Source organism: Propionibacterium sp. oral taxon 192 str. F0372, assembly GCF_000413315.1.
Taxonomy (GTDB): Bacteria; Actinomycetota; Actinomycetes; order Propionibacteriales; family Propionibacteriaceae; genus Brooklawnia.
Genome location: NZ_KE340297.1, coordinates 2,130,980 through 2,147,619 on the forward strand (window position 1 = coordinate 2,130,980; position 16,640 = coordinate 2,147,619).

17 protein-coding genes are annotated in these 16,640 nt (G+C 62.2%); 15 read left to right on the forward strand and 2 right to left on the reverse strand.

The features are described from left to right. The first annotated feature begins 200 nt into the window (after positions 1-200). Together HMPREF1531_RS09945 and HMPREF1531_RS09950 are read left to right on the forward strand one after the other, a co-directional pair. Complete coding sequence (locus tag HMPREF1531_RS09945) at positions 201-869, forward strand: AIM24 family protein (protein ID WP_016669824.1); 669 nt, start codon at positions 201-203, stop codon at positions 867-869. Positions 870-1,060: 191 nt separating this feature from the next. Further along, on the forward strand, positions 1,061-1,690 hold the full coding sequence (locus HMPREF1531_RS09950) for a hypothetical protein (RefSeq protein ID WP_016669825.1): 630 nt from the start codon (positions 1,061-1,063) through the stop codon (positions 1,688-1,690). A gap of 11 nt (positions 1,691-1,701) precedes the next feature. Here HMPREF1531_RS09950 and yddG read toward each other — a convergent pair whose 3' ends face one another. Then, positions 1,702-2,625, reverse strand: coding sequence for an aromatic amino acid DMT transporter YddG (gene yddG / locus HMPREF1531_RS09955; protein ID WP_198011037.1), 924 nt, complete (start codon positions 2,623-2,625; stop codon positions 1,702-1,704). Between the two features lie 118 nt (positions 2,626-2,743). On the opposite strand from yddG, the gene dnaE reads away from it, so the two are divergent. Further along, positions 2,744-6,265, forward strand: a complete 3,522-nt coding sequence (gene dnaE, locus HMPREF1531_RS09960) for a DNA polymerase III subunit alpha (RefSeq protein WP_016669827.1) — start codon at positions 2,744-2,746, stop codon at positions 6,263-6,265. Positions 6,266-6,275: 10 nt separating this feature from the next. Next, positions 6,276-6,863 carry a hypothetical protein gene (locus HMPREF1531_RS09965; RefSeq protein ID WP_016669828.1) on the forward strand — a complete coding sequence of 196 codons (588 nt, stop codon included), beginning with the start codon at positions 6,276-6,278 and terminating at the stop codon, positions 6,861-6,863. On the opposite strand, the gene ybaK is transcribed toward HMPREF1531_RS09965, so the two are convergent. Beyond that, positions 6,777-7,271, reverse strand: coding sequence for a Cys-tRNA(Pro) deacylase (gene ybaK, locus HMPREF1531_RS09970; protein ID WP_016669829.1), 495 nt, complete (start codon positions 7,269-7,271; stop codon positions 6,777-6,779). The genes HMPREF1531_RS09965 and ybaK overlap by 87 nt on opposite strands. A 141-nt stretch (positions 7,272-7,412) precedes the next feature. Between ybaK and hisD the strand changes: the two genes are divergently transcribed. From hisD to yajC, 11 genes are all read left to right on the forward strand, one after another. After that, entirely contained in the window at positions 7,413-8,723 is a 1,311-nt protein-coding gene (gene hisD, locus HMPREF1531_RS09975) for a histidinol dehydrogenase (RefSeq protein WP_016669830.1), read from the forward strand. Next, positions 8,720-9,838, forward strand: a complete 1,119-nt coding sequence (locus tag HMPREF1531_RS09980; RefSeq protein WP_016669831.1) for a histidinol-phosphate transaminase — start codon at positions 8,720-8,722, stop codon at positions 9,836-9,838. The genes hisD and HMPREF1531_RS09980 overlap by 4 nt, the downstream gene beginning before the upstream one ends. Next, the gene (gene hisB / locus HMPREF1531_RS09985; protein WP_016669832.1) at positions 9,835-10,443 is read left to right on the forward strand and encodes an imidazoleglycerol-phosphate dehydratase HisB; all 609 of its coding nucleotides are present in this window, start codon (positions 9,835-9,837) and stop codon (positions 10,441-10,443) included. The genes HMPREF1531_RS09980 and hisB overlap by 4 nt, the downstream gene beginning before the upstream one ends. Further along, positions 10,440-11,084 carry an imidazole glycerol phosphate synthase subunit HisH gene (gene hisH / locus HMPREF1531_RS09990; protein WP_016669833.1) on the forward strand — a complete coding sequence of 215 codons (645 nt, stop codon included), beginning with the start codon at positions 10,440-10,442 and terminating at the stop codon, positions 11,082-11,084. Before hisB ends, hisH begins: the two co-directional genes overlap by 4 nt. Positions 11,085-11,112: 28 nt before the next feature. After that, a complete protein-coding gene (gene priA / locus HMPREF1531_RS09995; protein ID WP_156860317.1) occupies positions 11,113-11,856 on the forward strand; it encodes a bifunctional 1-(5-phosphoribosyl)-5-((5-phosphoribosylamino)methylideneamino)imidazole-4-carboxamide isomerase/phosphoribosylanthranilate isomerase PriA in 744 nt (247 codons plus the stop codon). Between the two features lie 10 nt (positions 11,857-11,866). Beyond that, a complete protein-coding gene (locus HMPREF1531_RS10000; protein WP_016669835.1) occupies positions 11,867-12,883 on the forward strand; it encodes a GNAT family N-acetyltransferase in 1,017 nt (338 codons plus the stop codon). Positions 12,884-12,937: 54 nt separating this feature from the next. After that, complete coding sequence (locus tag HMPREF1531_RS10005; RefSeq protein ID WP_016669836.1) at positions 12,938-13,735, forward strand: YebC/PmpR family DNA-binding transcriptional regulator; 798 nt, start codon at positions 12,938-12,940, stop codon at positions 13,733-13,735. A 96-nt stretch (positions 13,736-13,831) separates the two neighbouring features. Further along, positions 13,832-14,413 carry a crossover junction endodeoxyribonuclease RuvC gene (gene ruvC, locus HMPREF1531_RS10010; RefSeq protein ID WP_016669837.1) on the forward strand — a complete coding sequence of 194 codons (582 nt, stop codon included), beginning with the start codon at positions 13,832-13,834 and terminating at the stop codon, positions 14,411-14,413. After that, complete coding sequence (gene ruvA / locus HMPREF1531_RS10015) at positions 14,410-15,024, forward strand: Holliday junction branch migration protein RuvA (protein ID WP_016669838.1); 615 nt, start codon at positions 14,410-14,412, stop codon at positions 15,022-15,024. The genes ruvC and ruvA overlap by 4 nt, the downstream gene beginning before the upstream one ends. 8 nt (positions 15,025-15,032) lie before the next feature. Beyond that, a complete protein-coding gene (gene ruvB / locus HMPREF1531_RS10020) occupies positions 15,033-16,073 on the forward strand; it encodes a Holliday junction branch migration DNA helicase RuvB (RefSeq protein ID WP_016669839.1) in 1,041 nt (346 codons plus the stop codon). Positions 16,074-16,149: 76 nt separating this feature from the next. After that, positions 16,150-16,626, forward strand: coding sequence for a preprotein translocase subunit YajC (gene yajC / locus HMPREF1531_RS13040; protein ID WP_016669840.1), 477 nt, complete (start codon positions 16,150-16,152; stop codon positions 16,624-16,626). The last annotated feature ends 14 nt before the right edge of the window (positions 16,627-16,640 follow it).

A 16,640-nucleotide genomic window follows, 5' to 3' on the forward strand; every position in this document is an offset into this window, starting at 1 on the left:
AATAGAGCGGATACACTTCTGTATCGAAAAGCGGTGTCTTTTCTTCGGCGGGTACTTTGGCCTCCTGACATGGCAGGAAGGTTCCCAGACAGCACCCGGACGCATCACCAGTCGCAGCAGATACTTGCCCGGGTGCTTCGGTCATGCACCGGCGGGGCATTAGGCTGAGTTCACGATTTCACGACAGGATGTGAGGAAGTATGCGCTCTGCGATCTTTGACCAGGTGCACCAGGAACAGCAGACCACTCAACGCTGGACCCTTCAATCCCACAAGATGCTCAGGGTAGTGCTGGGCCCCGAGGTGTTGGCCGCACAAGGAGCCATGGTGGCCTACCAGGGCAATGTCGATTTCCACTACCAAGGTTCCGGTTCGGTGACCGGTTTCCTGAAGAAAGCCGTTACTGGCGAGGGCGGGAACCTCATGCGGGCCACGGGCCAGGGAGAGGTGTTCTTCGCCCGGGCAGCTCACGACATCTTCCTGTTGGAACTCGAAGGAGATGCCATCACCATCAATACCCGATCCCTGCTGGCCTTCGATGCGAGTCTCTCCTACGAGATCCGCTCCATGGGAGGGGCTGGGATCTTGGCTGGTGGCCTGTTCAACCTGCTGGTGCAAGGGCAGGGGACCGCAGCGATCTCCTCCGACGGCCCGCCGATGCTGCTCGACTGCTCGCAACAGCCCACCTTCGTCGATCCGCAGGCGGCCATCTGTTGGTCTGCGAATCTGCAGCCCCAGATCAAATCGACCTTCAAGATGGGCTCGCTCATCGGCCGGGGATCAGGCGAATCCTTCCAACTGGGCTTCCAGGGCCCGGGATTCGTGGTGGTTCAGCCCAGCGAGGGTGAACCCATCGTTGCTGCCAGTTGAGTGTGCCGTGCGGCCCCGTCTATTGTCGGCCGGGGTCGTACGGTCACGTGAGCACTCGGTTGGTGTGACTAGTCGGCCAATGTGCGATGATTAACACGAGCAGTGGAGAAATCCGGTGTCACCCACCGGCCCCCGTGGTCCGCCGCCATGACCGAACCACGCCACGTGTGATGGCATGAGGGGAGAAAACAATGGTAAAGGCCATCGTCATCCGGGCACTCGCGGTGCTCATTGGTTTATCCGGGGCACATTTCATCGGGCTAGCCTGGAAGGGCTCTGGCCCCACGGTGCTGGCACCCATCGAGTACTACCGCCCAACCCAAGCACACCTGGACCGGTTGACCGAACAACTGGAGGTCGTGCGGCACTCCCACCCGGAGGTGTCCGGGGAATCACAGATCATCCGGTGGATCAACCCCGAGGATTTCGAGCAGGTGCATGCCACCTGCCTGCAAGAACATGGGGTGGCTGCGCCCGGTGAAGTGAATCCGGCAACCCTGACCGCCGAACAGGCCCGCGATGCGGATCAGGCTTCCTTCGAGTGCACCGGAGCCTACCCGGTGCGCGGGGACATGGGCGACCAGCTCAGCGCCACGGAAAAGTGGTACGAGTACACCCTCATCGACGCCCAGTTCGCTCCCTGCATGCAAGACCGCGGCTACGTGGTGGATCTCCCGTCGCGGATGTCCTTCGTCTTCGGCGCACCATGGGATCCGATGCTCGCCTTGCGGGAATCCAATCCAGATACCGAAACACAATCCCTGAACACCGACTTGGGGGAGTGCTGGAACCAGATGCCGCCACTGCGCAAGCACGCCTGACCTGCATGGGGTCAATGTGTCCGGTGCCCGATCGCACGCACCGACGAACTGCGGGTGCCCAGCCAGGACAGAGCCGACCCCAGGGCCACGAAGCCCACTGCCCACCAGAAGGAACCGGGTAGATCGGCGCGCAATACCACCGCCGAGAACATCGCAGACAGCACTGGGGTTGCATAGGAACCGACCGCCAGCGCGGTGACGTTGCCATGCAGGATACCGATGTTCCAGCAGGCATAGCCGCTGGCCATAACCGACCCTGCGGCGATGAGCACCAAGATCTGCCCTGCGGTGACGGTCACCTGCTGGTGGATACCATGCACCAGATGGATACCCCAGTAGCTGAGGGCCACACCCGTGAAGAACAGAGTGATCCCGTCATGGCCGGCCGCCATGCGCGGAGTGTGGACGCTGTATATGCCCCAGACGACGGCCCCGGTGAAGGCGAGCAGATAGGGGACCGGATTATCTGAGACATGGCTCGCCACAGCCCCGGGATCAAGAATCTTCCCGCCGCTCACCGCCCAGGTGACTCCGATCGTCGCGATGAGCACTCCAGGCACCACCAGCCAGTTCGCGTCTCGGCCACGGTTCGCATGCAGCGAAAACAACACCACCGAGGTTGGCCACAAATAGTTGACCACCGACACCTCGATGGCCTGGGTGGCGTCGCTGGCCAGGCCAACAGCCAAGGTCAGACAGATCTCATAGGAGATGAACAGCAACCCACCGATGAGCAGGTAACGCACCGGGAACCGGCGTAACCCGCGGGGGCGGCGGATGATCCACAGACCTGCCGCCGCGATGGTGTAAATCAATGCTGCGGCCTGGGTCGGACCGAAAGCTTCCGTCGTCGAGCGGACCAAGGCCACCATTGAGGACCACAGGATGATGGCGACCATCCCGACCAGGGTCGCATTGCGAATGGAAAAACTCACGAGTCGCATCATGTCACCGGCCGGGAACCATCGGCGAACCGGTGACCGCGGTGCGCACACCGCGGATGCCAGGGCGGGAGGGTAGTGTGATGCGGGCAGTTGACGGAAGGCGGAGGCAATGGGCAAGGGGTTCGTGCATCTGCACAACCACACCGACTACTCGATGCTCGACGGGGCCGCACGGGTTGACGACCTCGTTCAGGCGGCGAAGAAGATGGGAATGCCTGCTTTGGGCATCACCGATCACGGCAACATGTTCGGTGCCTACGACTTCTACACCTCGGCGATGAAGCACGAGGTCAAGCCGATCATCGGGCTCGAGGCCTATCTCACCCCAGGCACCCCGCGCTGGGAACGCAAGCGGGTGCGCTTTGGAGACGGTACCGGCGACGATGTCGCAGCCAAGGGCGCCTACACCCACATGACCATCTGGTCGGAAACCCGCGAGGGCATGCACCAACTGTTCAAATTGGCCTCCCGCTCCTCCTTGGAAGGCCACTTCTACAAGCCCCGGGCCGATCGCGAACTGCTCGAGGAATACCACGAGGGGCTCATCGCCACCACCGGATGCCCTTCGGGGGAAGTACAGACCTATCTGCGGCTCGGCATGTTCGACAAGGCCGTCGAATCGGCGGCGGAGTTCCAGTCGATCTTCGGCAAGCAGAACTTTTTCGTCGAGTTGATGGACCACGGCCTGCGGATTGAGACCGATGTCCGCTCCGACCTGCTGCGACTGGCCAAGAAGCTGGGCGCACCCCTGGTGGCCACCAACGATCTGCATTACGTCCACGCAGAGGACGCCCGTGCCCAGGACATCCTGCTGTGCGTGTCCTCCGGGTCCCGGTTTTCGGATGCGAACCGATTCAAATTTGACGGCACCGGCTACTACCTCAAGTCCCCGGAGGAGATGCGTACCCTCTTCTCCAACTACGAGGAGGCCTGCGACAACACCCTGATGATCGCGGAACGGTGCGAGACCACCTTCGAGCCTGGGAATGGTACCTTCATGCCGATCTTCCCGGTTCCCGAAGGACACACCGAGGAATCCTGGTTCCGCCACGAGGCCGAGGAGGGCCTGATCCGTCGTTTTGGCAGTCCGCTGCCGCGAGAGGTGCGCGAACGTGCCGATTTCGAGATGGACATCATCTTGGGTAAGGGCTACCCGGGGTATTTCCTCATCGTCTCGGACTACATCATGTGGGCCAAACGTAACGGTATCCGGGTGGGGCCGGGCCGCGGCTCGGGTGCGGGCTCGATCATTGCCTACGCGATGGGCATTACCGATCTTGATCCGCTGCCTTACGGGCTGCTGTTCGAGCGATTCCTGAATCCGGAACGCCCATCTCTGCCCGACTTCGACGTCGATTTCGACGAATCTCGTCGCGGCGAAGTTCTCGACTACGTCACCGAGCGCTACGGCAAGGACCACGTCGCCCAGATCGTTACCTTCGGCACTATCAAGGCCAAGCAGGCGGTGAAGGACTCTGCCCGGGTACTCGACAAGCCCTTCGCGGTCGGCGAGAAGATCACCAAGGCGATGCCCCCGGCCATCATGGGCAAAGACGTGCCGCTCTCCCAGCTGTTCAATCCGGACCACGCACGCTACGACGAGGGCAAGGAATTCCGGGAGCTGTACGAGGCCGACTCTGAGGTGGCCCAGGTGGTCGACACCGCCAAGGGCATCGAGGGCCTGAAGCGGCAGTGGGGCGTGCATGCCTGCGGGGTCATCGTCTCGAAGGTGCCGCTCACCGATGTCATCCCGATCATGAAAAGGGAACAGGACGGGGCGATCATCACCCAGTTCGAATACCCGAAGGCCGAGGCTCTCGGCCTGGTCAAGATGGACTTCCTGGGGCTGCGCAATCTCACCGTCATCGACGATGCGTTGAAGAACATCAAACGCAATACCGGCGTCGACGTGGACATCGATGCCATCCCCCTGGATGATCCGGCTACCTTCCAGTTGATGCAGCGGGGTGACACTCTGGGAGTTTTCCAGCTTGACGGCGGGCCGATGCGGGCCCTGTTGCGCTCCATGCAACCAGATAAATTCGAAGATATTTCTGCGGTCTCGGCTCTCTACCGCCCCGGACCGATGGGTGCTGATTCCCACAACAAATACGCCCGCCGCAAGACCGGGAGGGAGAAGATTGAACCGATCCATCCCGAATTGGCCGAGCCGCTGGCTGACATCCTCGACGAGACTTACGGCCTAATCGTCTACCAGGAACAGGTCATGACGATCGCCCAGAAGCTGGCCGGGTATACCCTGGGCGCAGCAGATCTGCTGCGCCGGGTGATGGGCAAGAAGAAAAAGAAGGAACTCGATGCCCAATACGAGGTCTTCCGCGACGGAATGCTCAGGCGAGGCTACTCTCAAGAGGCCTTCCAGACAGTGTGGGACATCCTGGTTCCCTTCTCCGACTACGCCTTCAACAAATCCCATTCGGCCGCTTATGGACTGGTCAGCTACCAGACCGCATGGCTGAAGGCCAATCATCCGGTTGAGTACATGGCGGCCTTGCTCCAATCGGTACGCAACGAGAAGGACAAGTCTGCGGTCTACCTGTCCGAGTGTCGTCGCATGGGAATCCGGGTACTCGCTCCCGACGTCAATGAGTCTTTGGCCAAGTACTCCGCCGTCGGCGACGCTATCCGTTTCGGGCTGGGGGCTGTGCGCAACGTCGGGGAGAACATCGTGGAGGCCCTGATTGCCGCACGTGAGGAGCATGGGCACTTCAGCGACTTCCATGACTTCTTGGCGAATGTGCCGCTGGTGGTCTGCAACAAGCGAGTCATCGAATCGCTGGTGAAGGCCGGGGCCTTCGACTCCATGGGCCACCCGCGTCGTGGCCTGGTGGAGATCCACGAGAACGCTATCGACCAGGTCGTCGAGGTCAAACGCAATGCCGAGCATGGGCAAGATTCGCTGCTCGGCGGATTCGGGGCCGATCCCGAATCAGCTCAGACTACCGCCGAGGCGCTTCCCACACTCGATGAATGGGATAAACACACTCGGCTGGGTTTTGAGCGCGAGATGCTGGGACTCTACGTCTCCGATCACCCGCTGAACGGATTGGAACATGTGCTGTCTGCCGAACGCACCACGACCATTGCCGGGTTGCTGGAGCGGGGGGAGAGTTCCAACGGGTCCACCCAACAGCTGTGCGGGTTGATCACCCAAGTGAACCGGCGGGCAACAAAGAAAGGTGATTTCTGGGCCTCGCTGGTGGTGGAGGACCTCGACGCTTCCATCCAAGTCTCCGTTTTTCCGAAGGTCTACGAGCGGATCTCCACCGAACTCACCCCGGACTCCGTGGTGCGGATCAAGGGGCGGGTCAACGTCCGGGAAGACAGCGTCGAACTTCATGCCGACCAAGTGGACGCCCTTGATGTATCAGCCGACCACACCCGGCTGGTGACCATTCAGCTCAAATCGATGCGTTGCACCCCGGTGATCGTCGAGCGTCTCAAGCAAGTGCTGCAGGCTCATCCCGGGCTCACCATGGTGCACCTCAGATTGCTTGATGAATCACGTGTCACCACCTTCGAATTGGACGAAAAACTGCGGGTCGCTGTATCCCAGCCCTTCATCGCGGATCTCAAGGCCTTATTGGGGCCGAGCTGCCTGGCGGTCTAGGCTCGTTGTGATGACCAGACAACCACCATTGCCCATCCCACGCACACTGCTGTTCGCCCTCGCGGTGGTGGGCATCGGAGTGCTCGCAGGAATCTTGTGGCATCTGGTCGTCACCTTGCCCACCTTCCTGACCGCCGACGACTCTTCCTTGCAGATGACCGAGCGGGCCCAAGGGCAGGTTTTCGCCATTGACGCTGTCTACTCATTGATTGGGGTGTTGCTTGGGGCACTACTGGGGATTCTCGCCTGGAAGCTGTGGAGTGAAGTGGGCTGGCAGAAGGTGCTGATCGGAGCCGTCGGTGCGCTGGCCGCTGCGCTGCTGTGCTGGGCAATAGGGGTCATTATGGGCCCCGGCGACTTCGCTGCCCGGGCGGTTGCCGCGCAGCCGGGGGACCGGGTACCGGTCGATTTTGCCCTGCGTGCCCGTTCCGCGGTTCTCACGTGGTGCATCGGCGCCCTCGCTGCGACCACCTGTTACACGCTGTTGTCGCGGGAATTGCTCGGTAGGTGGCTACCGAGGCGTTCCCGGGCGGCCAAGCCTGGCAAAGGAAGCGCCCAGGATTCTGGCCAGTTCCGTCGGGGACATCTCGATCGATAGACCCCGCCTGCCTCCTGATACCAGGATGGCCGACCACTGTTGCGCGGAGGTGTCGATGCAGACCGGCATCGGTTTCTTCTGGCCCAGAGGCGATATACCACCCACCACGTAGCCGGTGAGTCGTTGTGCGACCACCGGGTCGATCATGGCCGCCTTCTTCGCACCGGTGGCCGAGGCCAAGGCCTTCAGATCCAGCTGCCCGGACACCGGCACCACCGCGCAGGCCGTCGCGGATGTCGCGCCGACCAATTCGGCGATCAGGGTTTTGAAGATGCGTTCTGCGGCGATGCCGAGCGTCGCCGCAGTCTCCTCCCCGAAATGCCGGTTCGAGGGATCGTGCTCATAGATGTGCACCCGGTAGGGCACCTTCGCCTTATCGAGCACTCTCAGGGCTGGTGTTCCGGCCATCTGGGCTCCTCTTGTTCACCTGGGCCAACGGTAGCCCGGTTGTTGTGCCGGATGCACAGCATCGACGGTCTGATTCTGGTTTCCTGACCGATGACTGGTCATGGGTCCCCGTCACGAGTACTTCCCGCCTAGACTCCAGATGTGTTGCGCGAAATCGACCTGACAACCGACCGGCCATCCGACCTGACTTCCGTGCTTCCGCGCGGAACGTTTGACGTGGACCACGCGGTCGAGGTGGTGGCTTGCGTGTGCGATGCCGTCCGCGACGAGGGGATTGCTGCCCTGGAACGCTTCTCCGAACAGTTCGACGGGGTGGTGCCTGAGCACTTCAGGGTGCCTAGACAAGCAATGGCCGATGCATTGGCCAGCTTGGACCCGACCGTTCAGGCCGCCCTTGAGGTGGCCATTGAGCGGCGACGTCGCGTCGCCGAGACCGTTGAGGTGGAGCAGGCTTGGCGTCTTGTGGAGTTGGCCCCTGGTGCGACGGTTGGCAATTCGATCATTCCGGTCAGCCGGGTTGGACTCTACGTGCCCGGTGGTCTGGCCCCGCTGGCCTCCTCGGTCATCATGAACGTCATCCCTGCCCAGGTCGCCGGCGTCGATTCCTTGGCCGTGGCCACCCCACCCCAGGCCGAATCAGGTGGCCTGCCCCACCCGGTCATCCTGGCGGTCTGCGAACTGCTGGGTGTCAAGGAGGTATTTGCAGTGGGTGGCGCTCAAGCGGTAGCCATGTTCGCCCACGGTATTCCCGGGCTGTGTCCCCGGGTGGATCTGGTGACCGGCCCCGGCAACATCTACGTCGTTGCCGCCAAGCGCTACCTCAGGGGCGTTGTCGGCATTGATTCGGAGGCAGGTCCCACAGAGATCGCCATCCTCGCGGACGACACGGCCGATCCCGCTTTCATCGCAGCCGACCTCATCTCCCAAGCCGAACATGACCCGATGGCCGGTTCCGTACTGATCACCACCTCTGCGCAGCTTGCTGCCGATGTCCGGGCTCAGGTAACCGAGCAACTTCCGGCGCTGGCCACCGCCGATCGGCTGCGCATCTCGCTGGGCGGGGAGCAGTCGGCGATCGTGCTGGTACCCGACCTGGAGACCGGAATCGAGGTTGCCAACGCCTACGCGGCCGAACACCTAGAGATCCACACCGCCGATGCCCTCGGGGTAGCCAGACGCATCCGCAATGCGGGAGCTATCTTCGTCGGGCCGTATTCCCCAGTACCGCTGGGGGATTACTCGGCCGGTTCCACTCACGTACTGCCCACCTCCGGTGCGGCCCGGTATTCCTCGGGGCTGACCGTTCGTTCCTTCATGAAATCGGTCCACATCATCCAGTACGATGCTCAGGGCCTTGCCGAGATCGGTGACCGGGTGATGGCCTTTGCCGATGCCGAGAATCTGCCTGGTCACGCCAACGCCATCCGGGTCCGTCTCAAGGAGAACCGATGATCCCCGGTGCCGATGTGAGTCTTGCCGATCTGCCGCTGCGCCCCGAACTGGTGGGGGAGGAGCCCTATGGTGCCCCCCAACTGGATGTCGCGGTGGCGTTGAATGTCAACGAGAACCCCTACCCTCCCTCGGCGAGGGTGAAGGCCGACATTGTCAAGGCGATCAACCAAGCGGGTGACGAACTTAATCGCTACCCGGATCGGGAAGCCTGGCAATTGCGCCAAGACCTGGCCCGCTACTTGGGGTTCAACCTGGCAGCGGAGAACATCTGGGTAGCCAACGGCTCAAACGAGGTGATGATCCACCTGTTGCAGGCCTTCGGTGGCCCGGGCCGGAAACTACTGTGCTTTCCTCCGACCTATTCGATGTATCCCGAATACGCCCGTAACACCCACACCGGTTACGTCACCGCACCCCGCAGGCCCGACTACGGCTTGGACGTGGAGACGATCTGTGCCGCGATTGAGGAACACGATCCCGATGTGGTGCTGATCTGCACCCCGAACAACCCGACCGGCACCAGCACCCCAGTATCGGTGATCGCCGAGACGCTGGAGCGCACCCGGGCAATCGTCGTCGTCGACGAGGCATACCAAGAGTTCACTGAGGTGCCGGAGGATTCCGCCCTGGCCCTGCTGCCGCGCAATCCCCGGCTGGTGGTGTCGCGGACGATGTCCAAGGCCTTCGCGCTGGCCGGTGCCCGGGTTGGTTATCTGGCTGCAGCCCCGGCTGTCGTTGATGCCTGCCGCATCGTGCGGTTGCCCTACCACCTGTCGGCCCAGACCCAGGCGATCGCCAGGATTGCCCTGGCGCATGCCCCCGAGATGCTCGCCCGGGTCGAGGAACTGCGTGAGCAGAACCAGGCAATCCAATCCTGGCTACGTTCCAAGGGTCTCGATGTGGTCCCGTCACAGTCGAATTTCACTCTCTTCGGCACCTTCGAGAACCGGCACGGGATCTGGCAAGGTCTCCTGGACCGGGGAGTGCTCATCCGCGAGACGGGCCCTCAGGGCTTCCTGCGGGTCTCGGCAGGCACCCCACAACAGATGGACAGTTTTCGCCAGGCACTCACCGAAGTGCTGATCCAGAACCGAGAGAACGGAGAATCCCGGTGACCCGCACTGCACACATCCACCGCACGACTTCCGAATCCGATGTCGAGGTGCGCATCGACATTGATGGAACCGGGGCGTCCACGATCTCCACCGGCATTGGCTTCTATGACCACATGCTCACTGCGCTGGCCAAGCATTCTCTGATTGATCTTGGAATCACCACCACCGGCGACGTACACGTCGACGGTCACCATTCGATCGAGGACACTGCCATCGCATTAGGGCAGGCCATCGCCCAAGCGCTGGGCGACAAGCGAGGTATCCGCCGCTTCGGCGATGCCACGATTCCTCTCGACGAGGCCTTGGCCCGCTGCGTGGTCGATCTCGCTGGGCGCCCCTATGCAGTGGTCAGCGGGGAACCAGCGGGAATGGAGTATGCCCGCATTGGTGGGCTCGAACCGCTTTATGCGGCCTCCATGACTGCCCACGTGCTGGAATCTCTGGCCTTCAACGCTGGGATATGCCTGCATATGACGGTTCTCGCCGGGCGCGAACCTCACCACATCGTCGAGGCCCAATTCAAGGCCCTTGCGCGTGCCTTGCGGGCCGCCGTCGAGTTTGATCCTCGGGTTGAGGGCATTCCTTCCACTAAGGGAGCTCTGTGAACCAGCGATCCTCTCGGCCGGTCATCGGCCTGCTCGACTACGGTTCGGGCAATTTGCACTCAGTTGCCCGAGCCCTGACTGTCAACGGCGCCGAGGTAGTATTGGGCGCCGGTCTCACCGATTTCGCCGACGCGGCTGGACTCGTGGTTCCGGGGGTGGGGGCCTTCGCGGCATGTATGGGCCAGCTGGAGGCCATTGGCGCCGGCGAGCTGCTGGAGAACTGGATCGACTCGGGACGGCGGCTTCTGGGCATCTGCGTGGGCCACCAGGTGCTCTTTGCGGCCGGGGTGGAGCATGGCTTCAGGCGTGCTGGCTTCGGTGTTTTTCCCGGGGTGGTCGAATCGCTGGATGCGCGGCGGCTCCCCCACATGGGCTGGAATACGGTACAGGTTCCCGAGGGCTTCGGTCTGCTGGAAAATGATCAGCGGTACTACTTCGTGCACTCCTACGCGGTGCATGAGGCGACTGCGCAGGAAGGCCCCTCGGTTCCCGAGGATGCTCTGGTTGCTTGGACAGTCCATGAACAGGACCGGTTCGTGGCCGCAGTGCGTTGGCGCAATGTGACCACAACTCAGTTCCATCCCGAGAAATCAGGCAATGCCGGGGCACGATTCCTGTGCCGGTGGATCGAGGGCGAGTAGGGTCATGGGCGTGTCGATGAATACTGCAATCGCAGACCGGCTGGTGCTTCTGCCGGCAGTTGATGTCCAAGACGGTAAGGCCGTCCAACTGGTCCAGGGCGTTGTCGGTTCCCAGCGGGAGTTCGGGGATCCGCTGGAGGCCGCCCTGCGCTGGCAAGAACAAGGAGCACAATGGCTTCATCTGGTGGATCTCGACGCAGCATTCGGGCGTGGCTCCAATGCCGGGATCCTTGCAGAGGTGATTGATCGGGTGGATATGGATGTCGAGTTGTCCGGCGGCATTCGCGACGCCGTTTCTCTGGAACGTGCCTTGGCCACCGGTGCCACGCGGGTGAACATCGGTACCGCGGCCCTGGAGAGCCCCGAGTGGTGCGAAGAGATTCTCGCCGAGTACGGGGAACGGGTGGCTATCGGGCTCGATGTCCGCGACGGTCAGCTTGCTGCCCGTGGCTGGACCATCAGCGGCGGGGATGTTTTCGGGACCGTCGAGCGGATGACCGCTGCGGGATGCACCCGGTTCGTGGTCACCGATGTCGCATCTGACGGCATGCTGACCGGTCCCAATCTCGAACTGCTCGGTGCGGTCTGTGCTCGAACCGACGCGAAGGTGGTGGCATCCGGGGGGATCTCCAGTCTGGAGGATTTGCGGCTGCTGGTGGGGCTCGTCCCGATCGGTGTCGAGGGAGCCATCATTGGAACCGCCCTCTACCTGGGTAATTTCACGCTTGCCGAGGCGCTGGAAATCAGCCGCGGTCCCGGTACCGATACTTGAGGAATGACTCGTGGACCAATTGCAGCCCGCCTGGGGTGAAGCGATCGTCGAAGGCTCCCTCGAATGGTCGTTCATCCATCGCACCGATCTCGTGGAACTCGCCGAGCTACGTGCCGCCATCGAGTACTTCGATGCCCCGGTGGTCACCCGGAGCCTCGACGACCTCGTCGCCGACTTCGACCAACCTCATGCTCATCCCACCCACCATGCGGTGGTTGGCCGGGACAAGGGCGGCACCATCGTCGCCTATGCCTGGAACCACATCACTCCGCCTACTCAGCACCGGCCACATGTATGGATGGAGATGGGGGTGCACCCAGCATGGCGGCACCATCACATCGGGCTCAGCTTGGTGGATTGGTCGGTGGAGCGGGCTCGGCGCTGGTACCGCCACATTGCCGCCGACCACGATGTCGCCCCGATGTGGGTGGGGTGTGCCGTTGATGAGGGATCAAGGGTGGCCGATGACATCATCGAAGCCGGATTGCTTGATGCTCAGCGGTGGTTCTTTGACGGACGCCGTGGGCTGGAGGACGATCTTCCGTTGGTCATCCCGCCCGTCGGCATCGAATTGCGACCGTATGCTTCCGAGATGTGCGAGGAGGTGCGCAGGGCCCACAATCTGGCCTTCTCCACCAGGATTGGGGCCCACGACGTGGATGCCGAATCCTGGCAGGCCTCAATCACCCGGGCCGACTGTAGACCCGAGTGGTCATGGATTGCGGTGCGGCTAGGAGAGGAGAACCGGGTTATTGGCTATGCGATCAACTCCGAGATCATGGAACCTGATACAGGGGAACGAATCGGTTGGACGGAAAGATTCGGTGTGGTTTCTGGTGCCCGGGGTCTGGGTCTGGGTCATGCCCTGCTGGCCGCCTCAATGAATTCTTTCCAGGAAGCGGGGTGCAGCGGGGCCGGGATCGGGGTGGACACTGACCGGGTGAACCAGGCAGAACGGCTCTTCGGTGATCTCGGCTACGAATTCGATGCACGAATGGTGTTGTTCGGGCGCAGCTTCGAGGACTGAAGTCCTCTGGACTATGCTGAAGCGCTGGCGCCGAGACGGGAAGTGAGGATCGACATGTCAGGACACTCCAAGTGGGCAACTACGAAGCACAAGAAGGCGGCCATTGATGCCAAGCGTGGCAAGCTGTTCGCCAAGCTGATCAAGAATATTGAGGTGGCCGCCCGAGTGGGCGGTGGCGATCCGTCCGGCAATCCGACGCTTTACGACGCCATTCAGAAGGCCAAGAAGAACTCCGTTCCCAACGACAACATAGACCGCGCAGTCAAGCGCGGTTCTGGTGAGGGCTCCGACGGGGTCAACTACGAATCCATCATGTATGAGGCCTACGGGCCAGCCGGAGTGGCGATCCTCATCGAATCGCTAACCGACAATCGCAATCGCGCGATCAGCGAAGTGCGGGTGGCTGTCACTCGCAACGGCGGCACCATTGCCGACGGCGGTTCGGTGCAGCGGCTGTTCGAACGCAAGGGTATTGTCACCGTTGGCCGCACACAGGAGGTCGACACCGGCGCTCGCAAGACCTCGACTCGGGAGATCACCGAGGATGAACTGCTCGAAGCAACTATTGAGGCCAATGTCGAGGATATCTCCGACGAGGGCGAGACCTTCGAGTTGACCTGTGATCCGAATGACCTAGTCGCGGTGCGCACCGCAATCCAAGCTGCGGGCATCGATTATGACTCCGCCGAGGTCGCCTTCGTTGCTACCTTCGACCAGATCATCTCCTCGGTTGAGGAAGCCGAGAAGCTGGATCGTATCGTGGATGCGCTTGAGGACTCTGACGATGTCCAAGCGGTCTACACCAATGCCGACCTGGCCCCTGAAGTGCGTGAGGCCCTCGAATCCGAGTGAGCTCTACCACCGCAAAACCACGGCGCGTCTGGTGCGGGATACAATGCCGCGCGCCTAGAATCCGAACATCTGTTCGTTTTTCAGGTGGGTGGTGTGGTGCGCGTTCTCGGGATTGATCCCGGCTTGACCCGGTGCGGGGTGGGTGTTGTCGAAGGTGCCATCGGACGGCGTCCTGGCATGGTCGACGCCGGTGTGGTGCGCACATCCTCGGATATGGCCCATGAACTGCGGTTGCTGCGCATTGAGCAGGGCCTCGTCGAATGGATCGAACGCATCCGTCCTGACGCGATTGCCGTGGAGCGGGTCTTTGCCCAGCACAACTTGGCCACCATCACGGGTACATCCCAGGCCGCAGGCATCGCGATGCTCATCGCAGCCAGGTCGGCCATCCCGGTTACCTTGCACACCCCTTCCGAGGTGAAGGCCGCGATCACCGGGTTCGGACGTGCCGATAAGGCCCAGGTGGGGGAGTTAGTGACCCGGGTGCTGGGGCTTCGCGAGACCCCGAAACCGGCGGATGCGGCTGACGCTCTCGCCCTGGCCATCTGTCACTTGTGGCGAGGTCAGGCGACGAACAGGTTGAGTGCAGCCGTCGCTGCACATAGCCGCGGCGGTAACCGGATTGCTGCTGTCAGGATGGCTGAGGCCATCGCCAAGTCGAAGGAGTCTTCTGCATGATCGCCCTGCTGCGTGGCGTCGTCGTCGGGGCGGGTGCCAACTGGTGTGTGCTTGATGTCGCTGGTGTGGGATACCGCATCCAGATGACCGGGAACACCACCGCTGGGTTGCGGATCGGGGAGGAAACCCTGCTGCACACCACTTTGGTGGTGCGGGAAGACTCAATGACCCTGTTCGGTTTTACATCCGAAGGTGAACGGGATGCTTTCGAGCTAGTCCAGTCAGCCAGCGGCGTGGGCCCGAAACTGGCCCTGGCCATTGTCTCGGTACTCACCCCCACCCAACTTGTGCAGGCCGTCCGGAGCAACGATCAGGCCGTTTTGACCAAAGTTCCGGGCATTGGGAAAAAAGGGGCCGAGAAGATCATCATCGAATTGCGCGACCGAGTGGCGGGCCTTGATGTGGGACCCGGCACTGATCCCGCGGCCGGGCGCACCGCGGAACCCTCGGCCTGGCGCGACCATGTCAGTCAAGGGTTGCAATCCCTGGGATGGTCAGCGAAGGATGCCGAAACTGCCTGCGAGAAGGTGGCGGAACTGGCGGAGGCTGACCCCGGGATCTCGCTGGGTAAGCTCATGAAGGCCGCCCTGCAATCACTCGCACGATCCTGAGGAGCACAGTGAGCGCACCCGCAACCGATCCCTGGTCCTCGCCCGACGAGCAGAGCTGGCAGTCGGCGCTTCGTCCCGTCCGGCTCGACGAATTCGAGGGTCAGCCCCGCGTCGTCGACCAGCTCGGCTTGGTACTGGAAGCCGCCAGATATCGCGGTTTCGCGCCCGACCACGTCCTGCTGTCCGGGCCCCCGGGGTTAGGCAAAACCACCCTGGCGATGATCATCGCCACCGAACTGGCCGTGCCGTTGCGGGTCACCTCCGGTCCCGCGATCCAACACGCTGGGGATCTGGCCGCGATCCTGTCGGGGCTGAGCGAAGGGGAGGTGCTCTTCCTCGACGAAATTCACCGGATGTCCCGGCCCGCCGAAGAAATGCTCTACCTGGCAATGGAGGACTTCCGGGTCGATGTCGTGGTGGGCAAGGGGCCCGGAGCCACCGCGATCCCCATCGAGATCCCACCATTTACCCTCGTCGGGGCCACCACCCGTGCCGGACTGCTGCCCGGGCCGCTGCGGGACCGATTCGGGTTCACCGCCCAACTCGATTACTACGACGCCGGTGATCTGGAGAAGATCGTGTTGCGCTCGGCCCGTAAACTCGGCCTGGAGATTGATCTCGCATCCGCAGCCGAGATCGCCCGGCGATCCAGGGGAACCCCCCGGATCGCCAATCGTCTACTGCGCAGGGTCCGTGACTACGCTGTTGTGCACAACGAGGGAACGGTCGATCTGGCCACGAGCCATCGTGCCCTGGACCTCTACGAGGTCGACACGCTGGGACTCGACCGTCTAGACCGCAATGTCCTAGATGCAATCTGCACGAAATTTGGCGGAGGTCCGGTTGGACTGTCCACCCTGGCCATCGCCGTCGCAGAAGAACCCCAGACCGTTGAGGAGATTGCTGAACCTTTCTTGGTGCGGTTGGGATTTCTGATGCGTACCTCTCGGGGGCGGGTGGCAACCGCGGCTGGCTGGCGCCACATCGGTCTTGCACCGCCACCCGGTGTGGAATTCGGACAACCCTTGTTCGGCGCGGATGATGAATAGTGGCGATCGCCATTCCACTGGGTAGTATCGGGACGGTGTGCCCCGACCGGTGCACACCTGAGGCGAGGGAAGTGCTATGGAATTTGTCGTGATGATGGTCGTGCTCGGCCTTCTCATGTATCTGATGATGATCCGACCGCAGCAGAAGCGGATGAACGAGCAGCGTTCGATGCTCAGCCAGCTGGCTCCCGGTACCAGGGTCCTGCTCATCTCTCGGGTCTTCGGCACGATCCGGGCCACCGGTGACACCCAGGTGGTTGTGGAACTGGCCCCAGGTGTCGAGGTCACCTGCATGAAAGAAGCAATCATGCGTGTGGCCACCGAAGCCGACGAGGAATTCGAGTACACCGATGCCGAAGCCGTTGAGGTCGAGCAGGTGAGTGATGCCGACCTCGCCGATGACGAGCAGATCGCTGCTGTATCAGAGCCCGCTGTATCGGATGATTCTGCCGAGACGCCAGGTCAGGAGGTCGCCGAGGAATTGATCGGTTCCGGTTACGACCTACCCAAGGGCACCAACAAGCCCGCCGACTCCGACACCGAGCGCGCCTGAGGAGAAACGTGCCT

What these genes read in the sequence shown, in the direction of transcription:
- HMPREF1531_RS09945 (WP_016669824.1), top strand. Translation starts at nt 201, where the DNA reads ATGCGCTCTGCGATCTTTGACCAGGTGCACCAGGAACAGCAGACCACT.
- HMPREF1531_RS09950 (WP_016669825.1), top strand. Translation starts at nt 1,061, where the DNA reads ATGGTAAAGGCCATCGTCATCCGGGCACTCGCGGTGCTCATTGGTTTA.
- dnaE (WP_016669827.1), top strand. Translation starts at nt 2,744, where the DNA reads ATGGGCAAGGGGTTCGTGCATCTGCACAACCACACCGACTACTCGATG.
- HMPREF1531_RS09965 (WP_016669828.1), top strand. Translation starts at nt 6,276, where the DNA reads ATGACCAGACAACCACCATTGCCCATCCCACGCACACTGCTGTTCGCC.
- ybaK (WP_016669829.1), bottom strand. Translation starts at nt 7,271, where the DNA reads ATGGCCGGAACACCAGCCCTGAGAGTGCTCGATAAGGCGAAGGTGCCC.
- HMPREF1531_RS09980 (WP_016669831.1), top strand. Translation starts at nt 8,720, where the DNA reads ATGATCCCCGGTGCCGATGTGAGTCTTGCCGATCTGCCGCTGCGCCCC.
- HMPREF1531_RS10005 (WP_016669836.1), top strand. Translation starts at nt 12,938, where the DNA reads ATGTCAGGACACTCCAAGTGGGCAACTACGAAGCACAAGAAGGCGGCC.
- ruvA (WP_016669838.1), top strand. Translation starts at nt 14,410, where the DNA reads ATGATCGCCCTGCTGCGTGGCGTCGTCGTCGGGGCGGGTGCCAACTGG.
- yajC (WP_016669840.1), top strand. Translation starts at nt 16,150, where the DNA reads ATGGAATTTGTCGTGATGATGGTCGTGCTCGGCCTTCTCATGTATCTG.